Annotated in this window: 16 protein-coding genes; 12 read left to right on the forward strand and 4 right to left on the reverse strand. The window is 49.8% G+C overall.

What is annotated here, in order from left to right:
- The first annotated feature begins 202 nt into the window (after positions 1–202).
- The 8 genes from hydN to hypE all read left to right on the forward strand — a co-directional run bounded on the left by hydN (position 203) and on the right by hypE (position 9657).
- Positions 203–748: an electron transport protein HydN gene (gene hydN, locus BN1044_RS21055; protein ID WP_072310312.1), complete on the forward strand. Its 546-nt coding sequence runs from the start codon at positions 203–205 to the stop codon at positions 746–748.
- Between the two features lie 140 nt (positions 749–888).
- Positions 889–3117: a formate dehydrogenase subunit alpha gene (gene fdhF, locus BN1044_RS21060; protein ID WP_072310313.1), complete on the forward strand. Its 2229-nt coding sequence runs from the start codon at positions 889–891 to the stop codon at positions 3115–3117.
- A gap of 165 nt (positions 3118–3282) precedes the next feature.
- Complete coding sequence (gene hypF, locus BN1044_RS21065) at positions 3283–5583, forward strand: carbamoyltransferase HypF (RefSeq protein WP_072310314.1); 2301 nt, start codon at positions 3283–3285, stop codon at positions 5581–5583.
- Positions 5584–5692: 109 nt separating this feature from the next.
- Positions 5693–6034: a hydrogenase maturation nickel metallochaperone HypA gene (gene hypA / locus BN1044_RS21070; RefSeq protein ID WP_072310315.1), complete on the forward strand. Its 342-nt coding sequence runs from the start codon at positions 5693–5695 to the stop codon at positions 6032–6034.
- A gap of 17 nt (positions 6035–6051) precedes the next feature.
- Positions 6052–7197 (forward strand): hydrogenase nickel incorporation protein HypB, encoded by a 1146-nt coding sequence (gene hypB / locus BN1044_RS21075; RefSeq protein WP_072310316.1) that lies wholly within the window; start codon positions 6052–6054, stop codon positions 7195–7197.
- Complete coding sequence (hybG, locus tag BN1044_RS21080) at positions 7188–7484, forward strand: hydrogenase maturation factor HybG (RefSeq protein ID WP_072310317.1); 297 nt, start codon at positions 7188–7190, stop codon at positions 7482–7484. The genes hypB and hybG overlap by 10 nt, the downstream gene beginning before the upstream one ends.
- Positions 7485–7497: 13 nt before the next feature.
- Complete coding sequence (gene hypD / locus BN1044_RS21085) at positions 7498–8613, forward strand: hydrogenase formation protein HypD (protein WP_072310318.1); 1116 nt, start codon at positions 7498–7500, stop codon at positions 8611–8613.
- Between the two features lie 15 nt (positions 8614–8628).
- Positions 8629–9657, forward strand: coding sequence for a hydrogenase expression/formation protein HypE (hypE, locus tag BN1044_RS21090; protein WP_072310319.1), 1029 nt, complete (start codon positions 8629–8631; stop codon positions 9655–9657).
- Positions 9658–9807: 150 nt separating this feature from the next.
- On the opposite strand, the gene hycA is transcribed toward hypE, so the two are convergent.
- The 3 genes from hycA to lysA all read right to left on the reverse strand — a co-directional run bounded on the left by hycA (position 9808) and on the right by lysA (position 14222).
- Positions 9808–10272, reverse strand: a complete 465-nt coding sequence (gene hycA / locus BN1044_RS21095; RefSeq protein WP_072310320.1) for a formate hydrogenlyase regulator HycA — start codon at positions 10270–10272, stop codon at positions 9808–9810.
- A 311-nt stretch (positions 10273–10583) separates the two neighbouring features.
- The gene (gene flhA / locus BN1044_RS21100; RefSeq protein ID WP_072310321.1) at positions 10584–12731 is read right to left on the reverse strand and encodes a formate hydrogenlyase transcriptional activator FlhA; all 2148 of its coding nucleotides are present in this window, start codon (positions 12729–12731) and stop codon (positions 10584–10586) included.
- A gap of 228 nt (positions 12732–12959) precedes the next feature.
- Positions 12960–14222, reverse strand: a complete 1263-nt coding sequence (gene lysA, locus BN1044_RS21105; RefSeq protein ID WP_072310322.1) for a diaminopimelate decarboxylase — start codon at positions 14220–14222, stop codon at positions 12960–12962.
- Positions 14223–14370: 148 nt separating this feature from the next.
- On the opposite strand from lysA, the gene BN1044_RS21110 reads away from it, so the two are divergent.
- Together BN1044_RS21110 and BN1044_RS21115 are read left to right on the forward strand one after the other, a co-directional pair.
- The gene (locus BN1044_RS21110; protein WP_072310323.1) at positions 14371–15291 is read left to right on the forward strand and encodes a LysR family transcriptional regulator; all 921 of its coding nucleotides are present in this window, start codon (positions 14371–14373) and stop codon (positions 15289–15291) included.
- A gap of 94 nt (positions 15292–15385) precedes the next feature.
- Complete coding sequence (locus tag BN1044_RS21115) at positions 15386–15577, forward strand: YaiA family protein (protein WP_072310324.1); 192 nt, start codon at positions 15386–15388, stop codon at positions 15575–15577.
- A 76-nt stretch (positions 15578–15653) separates the two neighbouring features.
- On the opposite strand, the gene BN1044_RS21120 is transcribed toward BN1044_RS21115, so the two are convergent.
- Positions 15654–15875 carry a putative periplasmic lipoprotein gene (locus tag BN1044_RS21120; RefSeq protein WP_025801597.1) on the reverse strand — a complete coding sequence of 74 codons (222 nt, stop codon included), beginning with the start codon at positions 15873–15875 and terminating at the stop codon, positions 15654–15656.
- A 1032-nt stretch (positions 15876–16907) separates the two neighbouring features.
- Here BN1044_RS21120 and BN1044_RS21130 point away from each other — a divergent pair.
- Both BN1044_RS21130 and BN1044_RS21135 read left to right on the forward strand, forming a co-directional pair.
- A complete protein-coding gene (locus tag BN1044_RS21130) occupies positions 16908–17510 on the forward strand; it encodes a CDP-alcohol phosphatidyltransferase family protein (protein WP_072310326.1) in 603 nt (200 codons plus the stop codon).
- On the forward strand, positions 17503–18432 hold the full coding sequence (locus tag BN1044_RS21135) for a phosphatidate cytidylyltransferase (RefSeq protein WP_072310327.1): 930 nt from the start codon (positions 17503–17505) through the stop codon (positions 18430–18432). The genes BN1044_RS21130 and BN1044_RS21135 overlap by 8 nt, the downstream gene beginning before the upstream one ends.

Here is an 18432-nt window from a genome sequence, read left to right on the forward strand (position 1 = left end):
TTCCCTGTCGAGCTGGCAATTCAGCGCGCTATTTTTTGCGTTTAAAAAATCAGATTAGAAAGCAACCTTCTAATTTAAAACAAAAAAACACCCGTTCAAATACAGTTGGCATGATGTGTGCTTACTAGTACCGATAAGCAATCTGAGCATAGGCAGGTTCTTTCTGCCTCACTAAATATAATGAGAAATCAGGAGTTAATTGATGAACCGGTTCGTCATTGCAGATCCTAAAAAATGTATCGGCTGCCGTACCTGTGAAGTCGCCTGCGTCATGGCTCACCGTGAAGACAGCGAACTTCACAACCTGTCCAAAGACAACTTCACCCCACGCATTCACGTTATTAAAGGGGAAAACGTCAGCACAGCGATCCTGTGTCGCCAGTGCGAAGATGCCCCTTGTGCCAACGTTTGCCCAAACGGTGCCATTACCCGTCAGAAAGATTTCATCTATGTGTCACAGGAAAAATGTATCGGCTGCAAAACCTGCGTGGTTGCTTGCCCATACGGCACCATGGAAGTGATCACTTCTCCGGTCGTTCGTCAAAACGGCGCCTCCGCCATGATGGTTTCCTCTAAGGCTGAAGCCAACAAATGCGACCTGTGCCACTCTCGCGCTAATGGCCCAGCGTGCGTTGAAACCTGTCCAACCAATGCATTAAAGCTTATCGACCGCAATGCTATGCAAGACATGATCAATGAAAAACGCCGTCGTGCAGCGCTCGATACCACAATCGATTTCATGTTCTAACGGTTTCACATTTTAACGCTTTCATCTCATGCAGTTTTAAATCCTATTGATTGAAGTTGCCGTTTACTTGCAGCGACTTCAAAACCAAAAGGCTTGATTAACAACCATTCATTATCCCCGGTTCGGGGTAAGGTCTCGTTATGAATTCACCTACAGTGAATAACTCAATCGTTGTCAATAATCTCGACGTTGTGAAAAGTAAAGTCGTCACCGTCTGCCCCTACTGCGGCGCAGGATGCAAAATCAACCTTTGTGTTGAAAACGGTAAAATAGTCCGTGCCGAAGGCGCAAACGGCGTCACCAATCAGGGTGAGCTTTGTCTGAAGGGCTATTTTGGCTGGGATTTTCTCAACGATACAAAACTGCTAACGCCGCGCTTGAATGAGCCAATGATCCGCCGAGAAAAAGGCGGAAAATTTGAAGTGGTCTCTTGGGATGAAGCCATCCGCTATACCGCGCAGCGCCTAAAAGAAATCAAACAAAAATACGGCGCGAAATCGATTATGCATACCGGTTCCTCACGCGGAACAGGCAATGAAACCAACTATGTGATGCAGAAGTTTGCTCGCGCAGTGACCGGCAATAACAACGTTGACTGCTGTGCGCGTGTCTGCCACGGCCCGTCGGTTGCTGGCTTGCAACAAACGCTGGGCAACGGTGCTATGAGCAACTCCATCACCGATATCGAAAACTCCAAATGCCTGCTAGTTTTTGGCTATAACTGCGCGGACTCCCACCCTATCGTGGCGCGTCGCGTGATTAAGGCTAAAGAAAAAGGCGCCAAAATCATCGTTTGCGATCCACGAAAAATAGAAACAGCGCGCATTGCCGATCAGCATCTGCAAATGAACAATGGCACCAATATGGCGCTGGTGAATGCTTTTGCCCACGTACTGATTGAAGAAAATCTTTACGACAAAAGCTACGTGGCTAATTTCACCGAAGGCTTCGAGGAGTATCGCAAAATCGTTGCCGACTACAGCCCAGAAGCCGTCGAAAAACTGGTTGGCGTTCCCGCCGAGGATATTCGCCAAGCCATGCGCACCTACGCGGCGGCACCTTCCGCCACCATTATGTGGGGGATGGGCGTCACTCAGTTTGGTCAAGCCGTTGACGTGGTGAAAGGCTTATCAGGTTTGGCATTACTGACCGGCAATTTAGGCCGTCCTGACGTGGGCGTTGGCCCTGTACGTGGTCAAAACAACGTACAAGGAGCCTGTGATATGGGCGTATTGCCTAACGAATTCCCAGGCTATCAGTCGGTGACAAACCCAGAAATTCGCGCCAAATTTGCCAAAGCATGGGGCATCAATGCCGACGATATGGACCCTAACGTCGGCTATCGCATTACTGAAGTGCCGCACTTAGCTCTTGAAGGCAAAGTGAAAGCCTACTACATCATGGGCGAAGATCCTCTGCAAACCGAAGCCGACTTAGGCCTCGTGCGCAAAGGCTTTGACGCCTTAGAGTTTGTGGTGGTGCAAGACATCTTCATGACCAAAACCGCTGAGCAAGCCGACGTTATTTTACCGGCCACCAGCTGGGGCGAACACGGCGGGATCTTCTCCTGCGCCGACCGCGGATTCCAACGTTTCGGAAAAGCCATCGAGCCGAAAGGCAACGTTAAGCGTGACTGGGAGATTATCAGCCTGCTGGCCACCGAGATGGGCTATCCGATGCATTACAACAGCAATGAAGAAATCTGGGATGAACTGCGCGAGCTGTGCCCGCTGTATTACGGCGCAACCTACGAAAAAATTGGGGAAATGGGACACGTACAGTGGCCATGTCCAACGCTCGATCACCCTGGCACGCCTTATCTGTATAAAGACAACCATTTCGACACCCCGACAGGGAAAGGTCAACTGTTCGCGACCGCGTGGCGTGCTCCGGCCGAGATCCCAGACGAAGAGTTCCCTCTGGTGCTGTGTACCGTGCGTGAAGTAGGACATTACTCATGTCGCTCCATGACCGGTAACTGTGCCGCGCTGCAAACATTGGCCGATGAACCGGGTTTTGTGCAGATGCATCCTGAAGATGCCCAACGTATGGGAATTTGCGATCAGCAAATCCTATGGGTTGAATCTCGCCGTGGCAAAGTGATCTCGCGCTGTAACTACAACGAACGCATCAATAAAGGTGCAGTTTATATGACGTATCAGTGGTGGATTGGCGCATGCAACGAGCTGACTCAGGATAATCTGGACCCCGTTTCTAAAACGCCAGAAACCAAATACTGTGCGGTTCGCGTTGAGCCAATCATCGATCAGGATTGGGCAGAGAATTACGCCTCTCAGACCTATAACGAAATGAAATCACGCCTGCGTCGTCATGTTGAAGACGCTGAACGTATGATGGTTCATGCCTAATCGTTAGCTCTTTTACTGTCACCTCTCTCTTTATGGGAGAGGTGATAAAGAAAATACTCACTTTACTAATCCTTTTTGCACACTCGCTGCCCCACATCAAAGATGTTTATCGTTTAAATACGGAAAATAGTCATCTTTGATATGACGTAGTCTTCAGGAGCCACCTTGAGTCAGAACGCAATCTTGCTGAGAGTAAAAGGCAAAGTCCAAGGTGTTGGTTTTCGCCCATTCGTCTGGCAACTGGCTCAACGGCTTAAGCTGCAAGGCGAAGTGAGTAATGATGCCCAAGGCGTATTAATCGCCCTACGTTTACCCGCAGATATCGCACACTTCTGTCACCTGTTACGTCAGGAGTGCCCACCGCTGGCGCGCATTGACACGATCAGTAAGCAAGAATGGCTCGGTGGTGAACTGCCCCATGAGTTCTGTATTATTGAAAGCGGTCAGGGCCAAATGGATACCCAAATTGTGCCCGATGCTGCGACCTGTCCTGAATGTCTGCGCGAGATGAGCGATGCAGCCAATCGACGCTTTGGCTATCCGTTTATTAACTGCACCCACTGCGGGCCACGGTTTACCATTATTCAACGTATGCCATACGATCGCCCTTTCACCGCGATGGCGATTTTTCCGCTGTGTCCCACCTGCGATCAAGAATATCGAAACCCGGCAAACCGGCGTTTTCATGCCCAGCCAACGGCCTGTGCCGCCTGCGGCCCCCATCTGTGGAGCTGTAATAGCGCTGGCGGGCAGCCTTTTATTGGCGCGCACGCGTGGAAGGAAGTGATTGATGTATTGCTTAACGGCGGCGTTGCGGCGATTAAAGGCATCGGCGGATTCCATCTGGCCTGCGATGCGTCAAACCCGCACGCGGTGCAGCTTCTGCGCCAGCGCAAGCGCCGACCGGCCAAGCCACTAGCCGTCATGTTACCCGATGAAAGCTGGGTACGCGCCTATTGCCGAGATAACGTCTCAGACGACTTACTCAAGCTACTTAGCAGCCCTGCCGCCCCCATTGTGTTGCTACCAAAATCCACCTTGGTATTAGATGACATTGCGCCGCAATTGGATGAAGTTGGCGTCATGCTGCCGTCGAACCCCGTGCATCATCTATTGATGCAAAAAGTGGGGCGCCCCTTAGTGATGACATCGGGCAATGCCAATGGCTTGCCTCCCGCATTAAGCAATTCGCAGGCGCTGCACGATCTGGCCGATATCGCAGATATTTGGCTGCTGCATAACCGAGATATCATCCAACGCGTTGATGACTCCGTCATTCGCTGGCAACCGCATGGCGGCGAAATGCTACGCCGCTCGCGAGGCTATGTACCGGACGCAATTGATTTACCAGAGAGTTTCCAGCCGTTGCCTGCCGTGGCAGCTGTCGGTGGCGATCTGAAAAATACGTTTTGTCTGTTAAAAGGCAATCGGGCCGTGCTCAGCCAGCATCTCGGCGATTTAAGCGATGAAAGAGTCCAACAACAGTTCAGCCAAACATGGACATTGCTGCACCAAATTTATCAGTTTAGTTCTGAAGCGATCGCCTGTGATATGCATCCGGCCTACGTCAGCACCCAGTTTGCTCAGCAACAGACTCAAGAACTGAACGTTGAATGTTTACCCATTCAGCATCATCACGCTCATCTTGCAGCCTGCATGGTTGAGCATGGTATTCCTTTAGATACGCCGCCGCTGATTGGGCTAGCGCTCGATGGCATTGGTTTTGGTGCAGATAATACCCTTTGGGGCGGTGAGTGCCTTCGCGTGGATTATCGCCAAATGCAGCGTCTGGGGGGATTACCCGCCGTTGCGTTGGCAGGCGGTGATTTGGCCGCTCGTCAGCCATGGCGCAACCTGCTGGCGCAGTTGCTATGCTTCGTCCCCAACTGGCAGAGTTACCCAGAAGCCAAATTTATTCTTTCTCAGCCATGGCAAGTTTTACAACGGGCCATCGAGCGCGGACTCAATAGCCCGTTGGCGTCATCCACAGGGCGATTATTTGACGCAGCGGCAGCGGCATTAGGCATTTGCTCAGAAGCGATCAGCTTTGAAGGTGAAGCCGCCTGTCGCTTAGAAGCCTTGGCACAGCAGGCTCAGGAACGACACCCGCCGGTCTCATTGCCGCTGGATGTACACAACAATCTCGATATGGCCGTTTTCTGGCAACAATGGCTCCGTTGGCAGGCCGCCCCCGAAGATCGCGCCTATGCATTTCATTATGCATTGGCCGGCGGACTCGCGGATTTGGTGCGTGTTCATGCGAACGCAGCGAACTGCCGCACTATCGTAATGGCTGGCGGGGTCTTGCATAACCGTTTGTTACGCGAGCTGTTACAGCAAAATTTGGCTGAATTCACGCTATTACTTCCGCAAGCATTACCCGCTGGAGATGGTGCTCTGGCGTTAGGGCAGGCGGTCATTGCCGCCGCTCAGCGATGGGATGCGAGGGCGATCGCAAAGGCGTAAATGTTGCGCCATCACAATGCTATCAATCAGCCATCTAATGACGGTAATCAAGGTGCCACGGTGTGTATTCACCGAGGATATGCCCGCCATAAAAAATAAGATAACAACTATGCATGAACTAACCCTATGCCAGAGCGCATTTGACATCATCGAACAGCAGGCTCGAGCCAACAACGTGAAGCGCGTGACCGGTGTATGGCTGGAGATTGGCGCACTCTCATGTATTGAAGAGAGCGCCGTACATTTTTGCTTTGAAATCGTCTGCCGTGGCAGCGTAGCCGAGGGATGTGAACTGCACATCACAACCCAACCAGCTCAAGCTTGGTGCTGGGATTGTAGCCAGGCCATTACCGTATCAGCGCATGACGCAGGATGCCCACATTGCCAGAGCCATAATCTGCGCGTGGACAGCGGCGACAGCATGCAAATCAAACAAATCGAAATCGAATAGTTTTCGGGAGAGAATTTATGTGTACTACTTGCGGTTGCGCGGCTGGCGAACAGCGCATTGAAGGCGACGATCATCACGATCACGACCATCATCATGAGCATGGACACCATCACGATCACCACCATGGCCATGAACACGGTCATGATCACAGCCACGAACATGGTCACCATCATCATGAACATGAGCAGAACCATGAACACGGTCATCATCATGGGCATCAACATCAGCACGCGCAGAGTGAACATCCTCAGACCGTAGTGGTGCACCACCATTACCATCACACCGGCGACGTACATCATCATCACTATAACTACGTACTTGCCTCTGATGCCGAACTGCATCTTCACGACCACAAGCATAAACACAAGAATAAGAACAAAAATAAGCACGCAGAAAAGCGCCTAGAAAAGCATCTCGATAAACACGACGAAAAATTTACGCCAGAACAGCAAGATAACGATCTGCACTACGGTAAAGGCGAGGCGGGTAGCCATGCGCCCGGCATGACTCAACGCCGTATGCTGCAAATTGAGCAGGACGTTCTCGGCAAAAATAACCATCTGGCCGAGCACAACCGTGAGCACTTTACCCAGCAGCATATTGCCGCACTGAATTTGGTTTCAAGCCCCGGTTCAGGCAAAACAACGCTGCTGACGGAAACCCTCAAGCGTATTGCCGATCAATACAGCTGCGCCGTGATTGAAGGCGATCAGCAAACCACCAATGACGCAGAGCGTATTCGCGCCACCGGCGTTCCTGCTATTCAGGTGAACACCGGCAAAGGCTGTCACTTAGACGCACAAATGGTGCACGATGCAATGCATCGCCTGAACCTGCCAGACCGTAGCCTGCTGTTTATTGAGAACGTGGGTAATCTGGTGTGTCCAGCCAGCTTCGATCTTGGTGAACGTCATAAAGTTGCCGTGCTGTCCGTTACCGAAGGCGAAGATAAGCCGCTGAAATATCCACATATGTTCGCCGCCTCTTCGCTGATGATTATTAATAAAATCGATCTGCTGCCGTATCTGCATTTTGACGTTGAAGCCTGCATTGCCAATGCGAAACGCGTTAATCCACAGATCACCGTTATCCAACTTTCCGCCACCAGCGGTGAAGGAATGGATGCTTGGCTTGCATGGTTGGAGACAAACGTATGTGCTTAGGAATTCCAGGTCAGGTCGTTGCCGTAGGCGATGATATACATCAAATGGCAATGGTTGACGTGTGTGGCGTGAAGCGCGAAGTCAATATCGCGCTGGTATGCGAAGGCTCACCTCAAGAGATGCTTGGTCAGTGGGTGCTGGTTCACGTCGGTTTTGCCATGAGCATTCTCGATGAGGCCGAAGCCAAAGATACGCTGGATGCGCTAATGGCGATGCAAGAAGTTGAAGAGGACGTCGGTTATTTCCTGCGTAACGGCGAACCCGCTCCTCAGGCCAGTGAAAAGTAAGGTGGTATGAGATATGCAGTTTGTTGATGAGTTCCGCGATCCTGAACTGGCTAAAAAGCTGGTTCAGCGGATTACAGAGCGGGTTCGAACCTTACCTTCACACTGCAAACTTCCTCTTCAGCTGATGGAAGTTTGCGGCGGACATACTCACGCTATTTTTAAATTTGGCCTAGATCAGCTGCTGCCACCGGAGATCGAGTTTGTACACGGCCCCGGATGTCCCGTCTGCGTTCTGCCAATGGGCCGCATCGACGAGTGTGTCGAAATTGCAAGCCAGCCGGACGTGATTTTTTGTACCTTTGGCGATGCCATGCGCGTCCCAGGGCGCCACGGTTCTCTACTGGATGCCAAACGCAAAGGCGCTGATGTTCGCATCGTTTATTCGCCACTGGACTCCCTCGCGCTGGCGCAGCAGAATCCAGACAAAGAAGTGGTGTTCTTCGGCCTTGGCTTTGAAACCACGATGCCAAGCACGGCGGTAACGCTGCAGCAGGCGAAAACGCTGGGGTTGAAAAACTTCTCGGTTTTCTGCCAGCACATTACGATCACGCCTACGCTGCGCAGCCTATTGCAGCAGCCGAATGTACGCATCGACGGTTTCCTCGCACCCGGCCATGTCAGCATGGTCATTGGCGCTCATCCCTATGAGTTTATCTGCGAAGATTTCCACAAGCCCTTGGTTATCACCGGCTTTGAGCCGCTCGATATCTTGCAGGCGCTGGATATGCTGGTAGCGCAAATTGCCGAGGAACGCTGCAGCGTGGAAAATCAATATCGCCGCATCGTTCCCGATCACGGCAATGCTATCGCGCAGAAAGTTCTGGATGAAGTATTCGTCACCAAAGAGAGCAGCGAATGGCGTGGCTTAGGCGAAATCGCCCATTCCGGCGTAGGCTTAAGCCCTGCGTATGCTCAGTTCGACGCTGAATTACGCTTCCACCCGCAAGAACAGAAAGTCGCCGATGATCCAAGAGCGCGCTGCGGTGATGTACTCACCGGTCGCTGCAAACCGGCCGAATGTCCTCTGTTTGGCGTTGGCTGTAATCCGCAAAACGCATTTGGTGCGCTGATGGTTTCTTCTGAAGGGGCCTGTGCGGCGTTCTATCAATATCGTCGTGGGCTTGAATAAGAGAAGGTACGAAGAATGAGTGAATGGTCTAAAGATGATGTGATAACGATGGCGCATGGCAGCGGTGGCCGCGCGATGCAGCAACTGCTTGATACGCTGTTTTTGCCCCTGTTTAGCAATCCTGCTTTAGATGAACGTGAAGATCAGGCACGTTTGCCGCTGAGTGTTTTCAACCAGCACGGCGATCGCTTGGCCTTCACCACCGATAGCTATGTTATCGACCCGATATTTTTCCCCGGTGGCGATATTGGTAAGCTGGCCGTATGCGGCACCGCCAACGATTTGGCGGTAAGTGGCGCTCAGCCTAAATATCTCTCCTGTGGCTTTATTCTTGAAGAAGGGTTACCGCTGGCCGATCTGGAAAAGATCGTGCGTAGCATGGCGGCGACCGCGCGTGCGGCAAATATCCAGATCGTGACTGGCGATACCAAAGTGGTTCAGCGCGGCGCTGCGGATAAGATCTTTATCAACACCGCCGGTATTGGCGCGATCCCGAACGATATTCACTGGGGAACGTCAGAGATCCAGCCCGGCGACAAGCTGATCGTCAGCGGTACGCTTGGCGATCACGGTGCCACGATCCTGAATCTGCGTGAGCAGTTGGGGCTTGAAGCTGAACTGACCAGCGACTGCGCGGTACTGGCTCCGCTGATTGCGCCACTGCGTAATATCCCTGGCGTTCGAGCCCTACGTGATGCAACCCGCGGTGGCGTGACCGCCATTATGCATGAGTTCGCCAATGCGAGCGGCTGCGGTATCGACGTTATCGAGCAATTACTTCCGGTAAAAAGCGCGGTGCGCGGTATTTGTGAACTCCTAGGGCTAGAGCCACTGAATTTTGCCAACGAAGGAAAGCTGGTGATAGCCGTTGCGCCAGAAGCTGAACAAGCGGTGCTTGATAGCTTACATCTGCATCCATTGGGAGTGGACGCTGCAACGGTTGGCGTGGTGACTGAAGGGAAACAAGTACGCCTAACCGGAATGTATGGCACCTCTCGTCTGCTGGATTTACCACACAGTGAGCCGCTGCCAAGAATTTGTTGAGATTCGTGATTGTCCCCCTACCAACCTCCCCTTCGCAGGGGAGGAGCCGATCGAGCACTGAATTAATATCGAAAGCTGAACTGCTCCCTCCCCTGCGAAGGGGAGGTTGGGGTGGGGTAACTCTCTCCTCAGCATAAGGAGAGGTATTGATCAATGAGTGCCTAACTTCCCTACCAACAATTCCCGCACCGGCTGGTTAGTATTCATCGCCTGATACAAGATTTCATACAGATCGTGGATCTTATCCAGATAGTGTTCCAACACCGCATCCATCGAACGGTTGTTAACCTTGCCATCAATCTGACCATTCTCATCGATGGTTGAATGGCTAATTTCCACAAAATGATCTTCGCCCTGTTCATCGTTCATGCGCAGTCCGTACTGGATCTTTTTGCTGTAAAACTCATCTGCCAGCTTCACTTCAACCATAAAGTGATCAAACACCGTGAAGTTAACGCTGTCACCATCACCGCAGCTGAACTCATGAAAAATCTTCAGCTTTGAAGACGTCGCGGCTTTGATTAAGCTGCTTTTATACAAAGCCCACTGCGCCATTAATTTTTCATTTTTGTCATGGATATAAAGCGACTTTTCGGTTAATTCGCTGACCTTCATACTTCTTTGCCTCGCTCCACATTGTGGGTTGGAGTGTGTTACCTAGGGCATCGCCCCACTGATTGTTTGACGCTCAATCAGGCCGACATTCGGCAGCGTTGAGCGTTTCAATCACTACAAAAGCATAATCCGTGCCAATAAATAAAATAATTAAATAACCAATGTTATTCAGATAATTACGGGAATTAATCATTCAAAGTGACAAGATAAACAGGCGGGATGGTTCTGGCGAGTGATGACGTGTCGACACTTATGTCGACGCTATGACACGGGCGAAAAACGTACATTTTCGCCCGTGCGAGGAGAGGTTTTTAGTCCTTCGCAGAAATGCCTAAGCGCTGCATACGGGAAATCAACGTGGTGCGTTTCAGCCCAAGCCGTGCCGCAGCACCACGAGGGCCAGCCACAATACCGTTAGACTCACGCAATGCCGCCAGAATGCGCTCACGCTCGCTGAATTCACCGCCCTGCGCTGGATCGTGCGCCGCCTTTTCCGCAGGCGGTGTCACTGACCATGCAGAAGGCGCCGCTTGCGCAGGCTTATTCACCAACGGTGGCGAAAGGTGATATTGCAGCTCGTTGAGTTGCAAGTTTAATACCGGCCCGCGCGTTAAGATAACGGCACGCTCAATGATATTTTCCAGCTCACGAATATTACCCGGCCACGGTAAATCGCACAGCATGCGGATGGTTTCCGTTGGAATACTATCGATAGTGCGATTCATACGTTTAGCAATTTTGCGCGTGAAGAATTTGACCAGCAGTGGAATATCTTCTGGGCGTTCACGCAAAGGCGGGATCACAATAGGAAAAACATTAAGGCGATAATAGAGATCGCTGCGATATTCACGATCCAGCACCATCTGTTTCAGATCGCGGTTAGTGGCGGCTATCAGACGAACATCTACCGGAATAATTTTATTCCCGCCCAGTCGCTCAATTTCTCGCTCCTGCAATACGCGCAGCAATTTTGGTTGAAGCTCAAGCGGAATATCACCCACCTCATCCAAAAATAGCGAGCTCTTATTCGCCAACTCAAAACGCCCCATTCGCTGTGACGTTGCGCCGGTATAAGCGCCCTTCTCATGGCCGAATAAATCACTTTCCATCAGGCCACTAGGAATGGCGGCGCAGTTCATTTTAACCATGCGCTTTTGATTGCGTGTGCTGAGATTATGAATAGCCTGTGCGATCAACTCCTTGCCTGTTCCCGTTTCACCCAAGATCAGCACGCTACAGTCGCTCGAAGCCACCATTTCAACCTGTTCCAACACGCTTTTTATCGCCGCGCTTTGACCAACGATTTCACCAAAATCGCTGCCTTGGCGAATTTGTTCGGTTAAATAGCGATTCTCGTGTACCAAGCTATCTTTCAGGCGCGATATTTCACCGTATGCCAGCGCGTTATCCACCGCGATGGCGATACGTGCCGCAATTTGACGCAGCAGCTTAAGGTTATTATCACTGAATATCGCGGGCTGGCACTGCGCCAGTTTCAGAACGCCTAGCACTTTATTACCAAAGATCAGCGGCAGCTGGCAGATGGTCTGATGGCCAAACGCAAGCATCTGCGCTAGCTGGCGATCCTGCGGAGCAAGGCGCGCTGAGTCCTGCAAATCCATCAACAGCATCTCTTCGCTTTGCACCACCTGTTGGGCAAGGGAGCCCTCCAGCGGCAGATATTTTTGTTCACGCAGCACCGGTTTTCCGCTTTGGTAGCAGGCGACATAGGCTTTAAAACGATCTTCCTGTTCATCAAAAACCGACAGGCCGATATAGTCGATGCCGAAGAAACGATGGATCTCTTTGGAAACCTCCGCAGCCAGCCCATCGAGCTCAAGCTTAGAGGTGACGGCATTCGTGACGTCCACCAAAATGCGATAGTGATCGCGCTCGCGGCGCAGGCTCTCTTCCTCAAGCTGAACATGTTCACGCTCAAGGATGTTCTCTAATACGCTAGCAACTACCTCAGCCAACGGCTGTGCCAGAGCCAGCTCGCTTTCGCTGAACTGTTGATCGCCGTGTTTAATGAATTCGATACCACCTAATCTTTGGCGTGGCGTAGTCAGCGGCAGCTGATAATAGACGTTTAAATCGCGATACTGCACCAGTTCAGACACCTGTGGAAACTGCTGAACAAACGCATCGCGTCGACAGCAAATAGGCTGCTGGTCGGCCCAGACTTTTCCCCCCGGCCCTTCAGCTAACAATACGTCATTGGAGCATCGCATTTGTTTGCTTTCAGGTTCATAGCCGTAATGAGTAATACGATTGTGCAAGGGGTCAAGGCGTAAAATATTCACGCGATCAAAACGAATAACGGAGAATGACAAGCCGTGTAGTGCCCGCATTAGCTCAGAGAGTGAGCGCTGAGCAAGCAGCGTTTGTGTGGCCTGATGCAGCATATCCTGCCAGACCGGATTCATTCTGGTTGAAGACTGTATTTTGACGGTATTCATAGCTGAAGATGATGCGCGTGAAATGATTAGGACCGTTATTCTACGGGAAGCTAAGGTCGGATAGATATGATCTAAACGCTTAAATATCACAATTAATACTAATGATATCGGAGTAAATAATAACTATTATTCTTTAAGCATGTGCGTCAACAAATTGCTAACGCACATGAAACTTCTTAGCGCTATACCCAAGCAATACAAGTTACTTGAAGTATGACGAGGACAAATTTACATAATTTCTAACGCTAATAACTCTTCAATTGTCTGACGGCGGCGAATTAAACGCGGCTGATTATTTTCAAATAACACCTCAGGCAATAGCGGGCGGCTATTATAATTTGAAGACATCGATGCACCGTAAGCGCCGGTATCATGAAAGACTAAATAGTCTCCAACCTGTGCCGCAGGAAGCGCGCGCGTTTCCACTTCCCCACCCGCCTTTTGTGTAAATACGTCGCCAGACTCACAAAGAGGACCACCAATAACAGATTCAATCAGCGGCTGCCCACTCACATCTCGCCCGTCTGCTGGCATGAGCGAAATATGGTGATAGCTGCCATACATAGCCGGACGCATCAGGTCGTTAAAACCAGCGTCAACCAGAACAAAATGACGGCTGCCCATATTTTTAACCGAACGAACCTGCGCCACTAAAACGCCGGACTCAGCCACTAAATAGCGCCCAGGTTCAATTTCAAGATGTACTGGGTGACCAAGATGACGTGCGATACGTTCGCGAGCGTCGTTCCACAGAGCATAGTAGTTCGACACATTGATAGATTCATCGCCCTGCTGATAGGGGATAGACAAACCGCCACCCGCTGAAATAGCCTGAATATCGTGACCGAGTTCGATCACTTGGCGCGCCATGGTGTCACATACCTGTGCCAGATGCTGGTAATCCACGCCCGAGCCGATATGCATGTGCAAACCAATCAGCTGCAACTCATAACGTTTGATCAGCGCGAGCGCCTGCGGCAGCTCTTCAAACCAGATACCGTGTTTGCTGTTCTCACCGCCCGTATTGGTTTTCTGGCTATGACCATGACCAAACCCCGGATTAACGCGCAGCCACACGGGATGACCCGGCGAGCGCTCGCCCAGTTGGGTGAGCATATCGGCGGAACCCGCATTCACAGGAATATTCAGTTCAACAACACGCGCCAGGGTGGCTTCGTCTAACACATCAGCGGTAAAGACGATTTGGCTTGGGTTACCCCCCGGCTGAAAACCTGCCATCAGCGCACGTTCAATTTCACCTAATGAAACCGCATCGACCTTAACGCCTTGCTCATGCATCAAACGTAAAATATGAATATTAGAACAGGCCTTCTGCGCAAAACGGATCACATCAAATTCACGCAGCTTTTCAATCTGCTGCTTTATGATATCGCCATCATAAGCCCACACCGGACAGCCAAAGCGTTGTGGCAGCGTCATCAGATTATCGATATTCAGCGCGGTGGTGCGATCATTTAGTGAACGTGGCATGAGATCCTCTTTGCGGTCAGTCTATTTTTTGTGTTGTTGGATGTTGTTCTCCGATTATTGCCACTGCAGATGACTTAAAGAAAATATCTATTTAGAGCAAGTCTATTCATTTATGATATAGGCTGTTCATCTTCGGAGCCCGCTGACTATGCCTGCTATTTCCCTACGCCAAATCGAAATTTTTCACGCCGTGATGACAACGGGGAATTTGACGGAGGCAGCACTGCTGCTCAATACATCACAGCCAACGGTGAGCCGTGAACTGGCTCGGTTTGAGAAACTGCTGCAAATATCGTTGTTTGATCGGGTGCGCGGTCGCCTAAGACCCACCGCACAGGGACTTCAACTGTTTGAAGAAGTACAACGCTCCTACTACGGCATCGAGCGTATTGCCGATGCCGCCAAGCATATTCGTCAGTTCCAACAGGCACAGCTTTCCGTCGCCTGCCTGCCCGCATTCTCTCAGTCGCTGTTACCTAACGTCTGCCGCACATTTTTAAGTGAATATCAGGATGTGAGTTTGAACGTGATCCCACAGGAATCGCCGCTACTGGAAGAGTGGCTGTCTGCCCAACGCTACGACCTTGGCCTGACCGAAAATACCTACACGCCGCCCGGTACCGAACGCCAGACTCTAGCCACGTTCAACGAAGTTTGCATTCTACCGAGCGGGCATCCTCTGTTAAGCAAGTCTCATTTGGCACCACAGGACTTTGAAAATCAGCGCTATATCAGCCTTTCACCCAATGATAGCTATCGCCAGACGCTTGATGCGCTGTTTCACCGCGAACAGGTGAGCCGCCAAATGGTGGTAGAAACGCACAGCGCCGCATCCATTTGCGCAATGGTTCGCCAAGGCGTGGGTATTTCTATTGTGAACCCGTTAACCGCGCTCGATTTCGTTGGGCAAGGGATTGAGATCCGTCCCTTTAGCGTTGACGTTCCCTTCACCGTGAGCTTAATTCTGCCCAAGCATCGCCCGTCATCCGTGTTGGTGAGCGCGTTTATTCATCATCTTGAAGGCTATATTGCCGAGGTTTGTCAACGCCTCGCGAAACCATCGCATTAACGCTAAGAATAATCGGTTTTCTCTAGCCACTTGCCCTCTTTGTCTATACTGAAATCAGCGGCTACATGAATTCCCCTAATAGTAAGGAGCTCAAATGGCAGGTAAACCACCCTATCCAAGACACGCAGAAATTGTGGAAGTGAGAAAAGGTACGCAGGGCGCAACGGAAATTTGGTACGAGCTACGGGCAGACCATCCGCGGCCCAATACGCTGATTAGCGAGCATCCTACACACCAAGAAGCAGTAGACGCTAAACGTCGCTATGAAGATGAAAAGAAAGAATAATATGTTTGTATTTAGACATAAAAAAACTCAGCCAATAAGCTGAGTTTTTTTATTTCGTGTGTCGGCAATGAAACCATTATTTCGTTAACGCGATAATACCCAACGTTAAGCCAGCAACCGCCGCTGCCCCACCGGCAATCGCGCCAGCCGTTTCCCAGTTATCCTGAGTCGTACCTTTCATGCACGTGTCGGTATGCACCAAGCGACCCTGAGAGTCATAGACCGGTACGCAAGGCGAGTTGGTTGCACATCCGGCAAGTAACGCTGCAACCAACGCTACGCCAATTAACTTTTTCATGATACGCCTCGATGAGCGAATGCTCTAAATCCATATGTTGACGGATAAGACAGTATCACTAGCAAAGATATAAAGTGATGATGAATAATTGCAAAGTATTTGGATTGTAAAGAGTGTGGGGAAAACCGCTTAAATAAGGAGAAATTATGCTTTATCGCAACAGGGCAATTCCCCATACTCCGATAAATCATCCTTGCCATCAAGCAGCCTATTTAGCGTCTATACACCTAATTATCACAAAAAAGCATTTACGTTTCGGTAATAATCAGTGTATTACCATATAGAAACTTCATCACCCAAGGTCGTTATTTATTTGGCCTACATTCTCATGATTTAGCCTAGACTAAATCTTAGGGCTACTGGGTTCCATGTGTCGTTCTATCTGATCTAGCTTATTTCACGATGCATGAAATGATTAATGTTCAAAATGAAAACACATTTAAAATTGGTGAAAAAGATTAGTTCACACAGGCGAAATATTATGATTAATATAGGCTAAAAAGAAAATAATATTTTATTATCACGCAAAGCCGATATATATAACAAATCCATTCAAGTAGTCAGTATAGAAATAAACCTTAAAGCAGAGCAAGATATAAAATAATCATTATTTCACTTACAATAAAAATCTTATATATAACCTGCCCCTGTGTAACTCCCATTATATGAAAATTTTCCTTTCCATATAAAACATGCATTGTATTGGCATTTTTAAACAGCAATGTGAATCGCTTATCAGCGTATGAAAAATCTGAAAGTATGTAAAAAGCATGTAAAGATGAGGCGATTACATTTAAAAACATTGCTCGCCTTTGTGAAATAAAACACAATTAACCATATAAAAACTGCGTGTATGCTCACCGGCTAAAAATGGATGTAGGATAGAACGATGCTGAAGGTTCTCTTTTCAATCCCCCTCTCTTCTTTATGTCACACCGAATATCTACGACAGCGTAGCTATAAACGCTTTGCTGGCGCAGAGAAGCATCTTCGGGGATAGGCAGATTTAAAATTTTTGGCAGGAGCCATAACGTGACCTTATATGACATTAAACCGAAGTTTCAGAATCTATTAAGACCTATCGTTATCAAACTTCATGATTGGGGAGTAACAGCCAATCAGGTCACGCTACTGGCCATGCTGACATCAGTATTGTTGGGTGGATGGCTGATGTTTTTCCCCAATCCAATTTTATATATTTCGCTACCGTTTTATTTATTTTTTCGCATGGCGCTAAACGCTATCGACGGCATGCTAGCCAGAGAGTTTAAGCAACAATCAACGCTCGGGGCCATTCTAAACGAGGTCGGCGATATTATTTCTGATGCTGCACTCTACCTCGCTTTCGCTTTTTTAACCGGCATCGCGCCTTGGCTGGTGATACTGGTGGTGCTGCTTTCTTGGCTCACTGAGTTTTGTGGCGTGATCGTCCAAACACTAACGGGGGTCAGGAACTATCGCGGCCCACTCGGCAAAAGCGATCGGGCGTTTGTACTCGGTGCATTAGGTCTCTTTATTGCGCTTTGGCCTCAGTATATCGGCGTTGCCAATATCGTATTTGGTGTTGCGGCACTGCTCCTCGCATGGACCTGTGTCAACCGTTGTCGCTGTGCTTTGGAGGCGAAAAATGCCTGATACCATGCATACGTTATATTATTGCCTCGGCGGGATTTTCAGCGTTTTGCTGCTGGCGACCATTATTATTTTCGCCTTAAAAAAATGCCGTCCACAGCGCGACTGGTTGGAGTTACAACAGCGCATCAATAGTTGGTGGGTGATTATTTGCCTATTTTCGCTGGCAATGCTGTCGCCCAAATGGCTGGCGCTGACTTTCTTCGGTTTTATCAGTTTCCTATCGTTAAAAGAATACCTAACCCTAGCGCCAACGAGACGCTCAGACAGCGTGCCGTTGCTATGGATGTACGCCGCAATACCCCTGCAATATATCTGGATAGGTATGTCGTGGTACGGAATGTTTATTATCTTCATTCCTATTTATGTATTTTTATTCCTACCGGCGCGCATGGTTATCGTCGGCGATACCAAAGGTTTTCTTCACTCTGCGTCGGTCATGCACTGGGGAATGATGACTACGGTATTTGCATTGAGTCACGTTGCCTTTCTGCTAACCCTGCCCGGCGTTGATGCCAACGCGGGTGCTTTGCTGGTTATTTTCTTAGTCGCGGCGACAGAGCTTAACGATATATCTCAGTATTTGTGGGGAAAATCGCTGGGTAAAATCAAGGTCACACCTAAAGTCAGTCCGAATAAAACGCTGGCCGGCTTAATCGGCGGGGTGATGACCACCACACTGCTAGCGGCAATTTTTGGCCCCCTACTTACACCAATGGATTGGCTCCATTCATTGGCTGCTGGCGTCATTATTGGCCTAAGTGGATTCTGCGGTGATGTGGTGATGTCAGCGATTAAACGCGACTTCGGCGTAAAAGATTCCGGCAAGCTGCTGCCTGGGCACGGCGGTATTCTCGATCGCATGGATTCGCTGATTTATACCGCACCGCTGTTCTTCCACTTTTACTATTACTTCTACGTTTAA

Origin of the sequence: Hafnia alvei (assembly GCF_900095695.1) — a bacterium.
GTDB classification, from domain to species: Bacteria; Pseudomonadota; Gammaproteobacteria; order Enterobacterales; family Enterobacteriaceae; genus Hafnia; species Hafnia alvei_B.

What these genes read in the sequence shown, in the direction of transcription:
- hydN (WP_072310312.1), top strand. Translation starts at nt 203, where the DNA reads ATGAACCGGTTCGTCATTGCAGATCCTAAAAAATGTATCGGCTGCCGT.
- fdhF (WP_072310313.1), top strand. Translation starts at nt 889, where the DNA reads ATGAATTCACCTACAGTGAATAACTCAATCGTTGTCAATAATCTCGAC.
- hypA (WP_072310315.1), top strand. Translation starts at nt 5,693, where the DNA reads ATGCATGAACTAACCCTATGCCAGAGCGCATTTGACATCATCGAACAG.
- hypB (WP_072310316.1), top strand. Translation starts at nt 6,052, where the DNA reads ATGTGTACTACTTGCGGTTGCGCGGCTGGCGAACAGCGCATTGAAGGC.
- hybG (WP_072310317.1), top strand. Translation starts at nt 7,188, where the DNA reads ATGTGCTTAGGAATTCCAGGTCAGGTCGTTGCCGTAGGCGATGATATA.
- hypD (WP_072310318.1), top strand. Translation starts at nt 7,498, where the DNA reads ATGCAGTTTGTTGATGAGTTCCGCGATCCTGAACTGGCTAAAAAGCTG.
- hypE (WP_072310319.1), top strand. Translation starts at nt 8,629, where the DNA reads ATGAGTGAATGGTCTAAAGATGATGTGATAACGATGGCGCATGGCAGC.
- hycA (WP_072310320.1), bottom strand. Translation starts at nt 10,272, where the DNA reads ATGAAGGTCAGCGAATTAACCGAAAAGTCGCTTTATATCCATGACAAA.
- flhA (WP_072310321.1), bottom strand. Translation starts at nt 12,731, where the DNA reads ATGAATACCGTCAAAATACAGTCTTCAACCAGAATGAATCCGGTCTGG.
- lysA (WP_072310322.1), bottom strand. Translation starts at nt 14,222, where the DNA reads ATGCCACGTTCACTAAATGATCGCACCACCGCGCTGAATATCGATAAT.
- BN1044_RS21110 (WP_072310323.1), top strand. Translation starts at nt 14,371, where the DNA reads ATGCCTGCTATTTCCCTACGCCAAATCGAAATTTTTCACGCCGTGATG.
- BN1044_RS21115 (WP_072310324.1), top strand. Translation starts at nt 15,386, where the DNA reads ATGGCAGGTAAACCACCCTATCCAAGACACGCAGAAATTGTGGAAGTG.
- BN1044_RS21120 (WP_025801597.1), bottom strand. Translation starts at nt 15,875, where the DNA reads ATGAAAAAGTTAATTGGCGTAGCGTTGGTTGCAGCGTTACTTGCCGGA.
- BN1044_RS21135 (WP_072310327.1), top strand. Translation starts at nt 17,503, where the DNA reads ATGCCTGATACCATGCATACGTTATATTATTGCCTCGGCGGGATTTTC.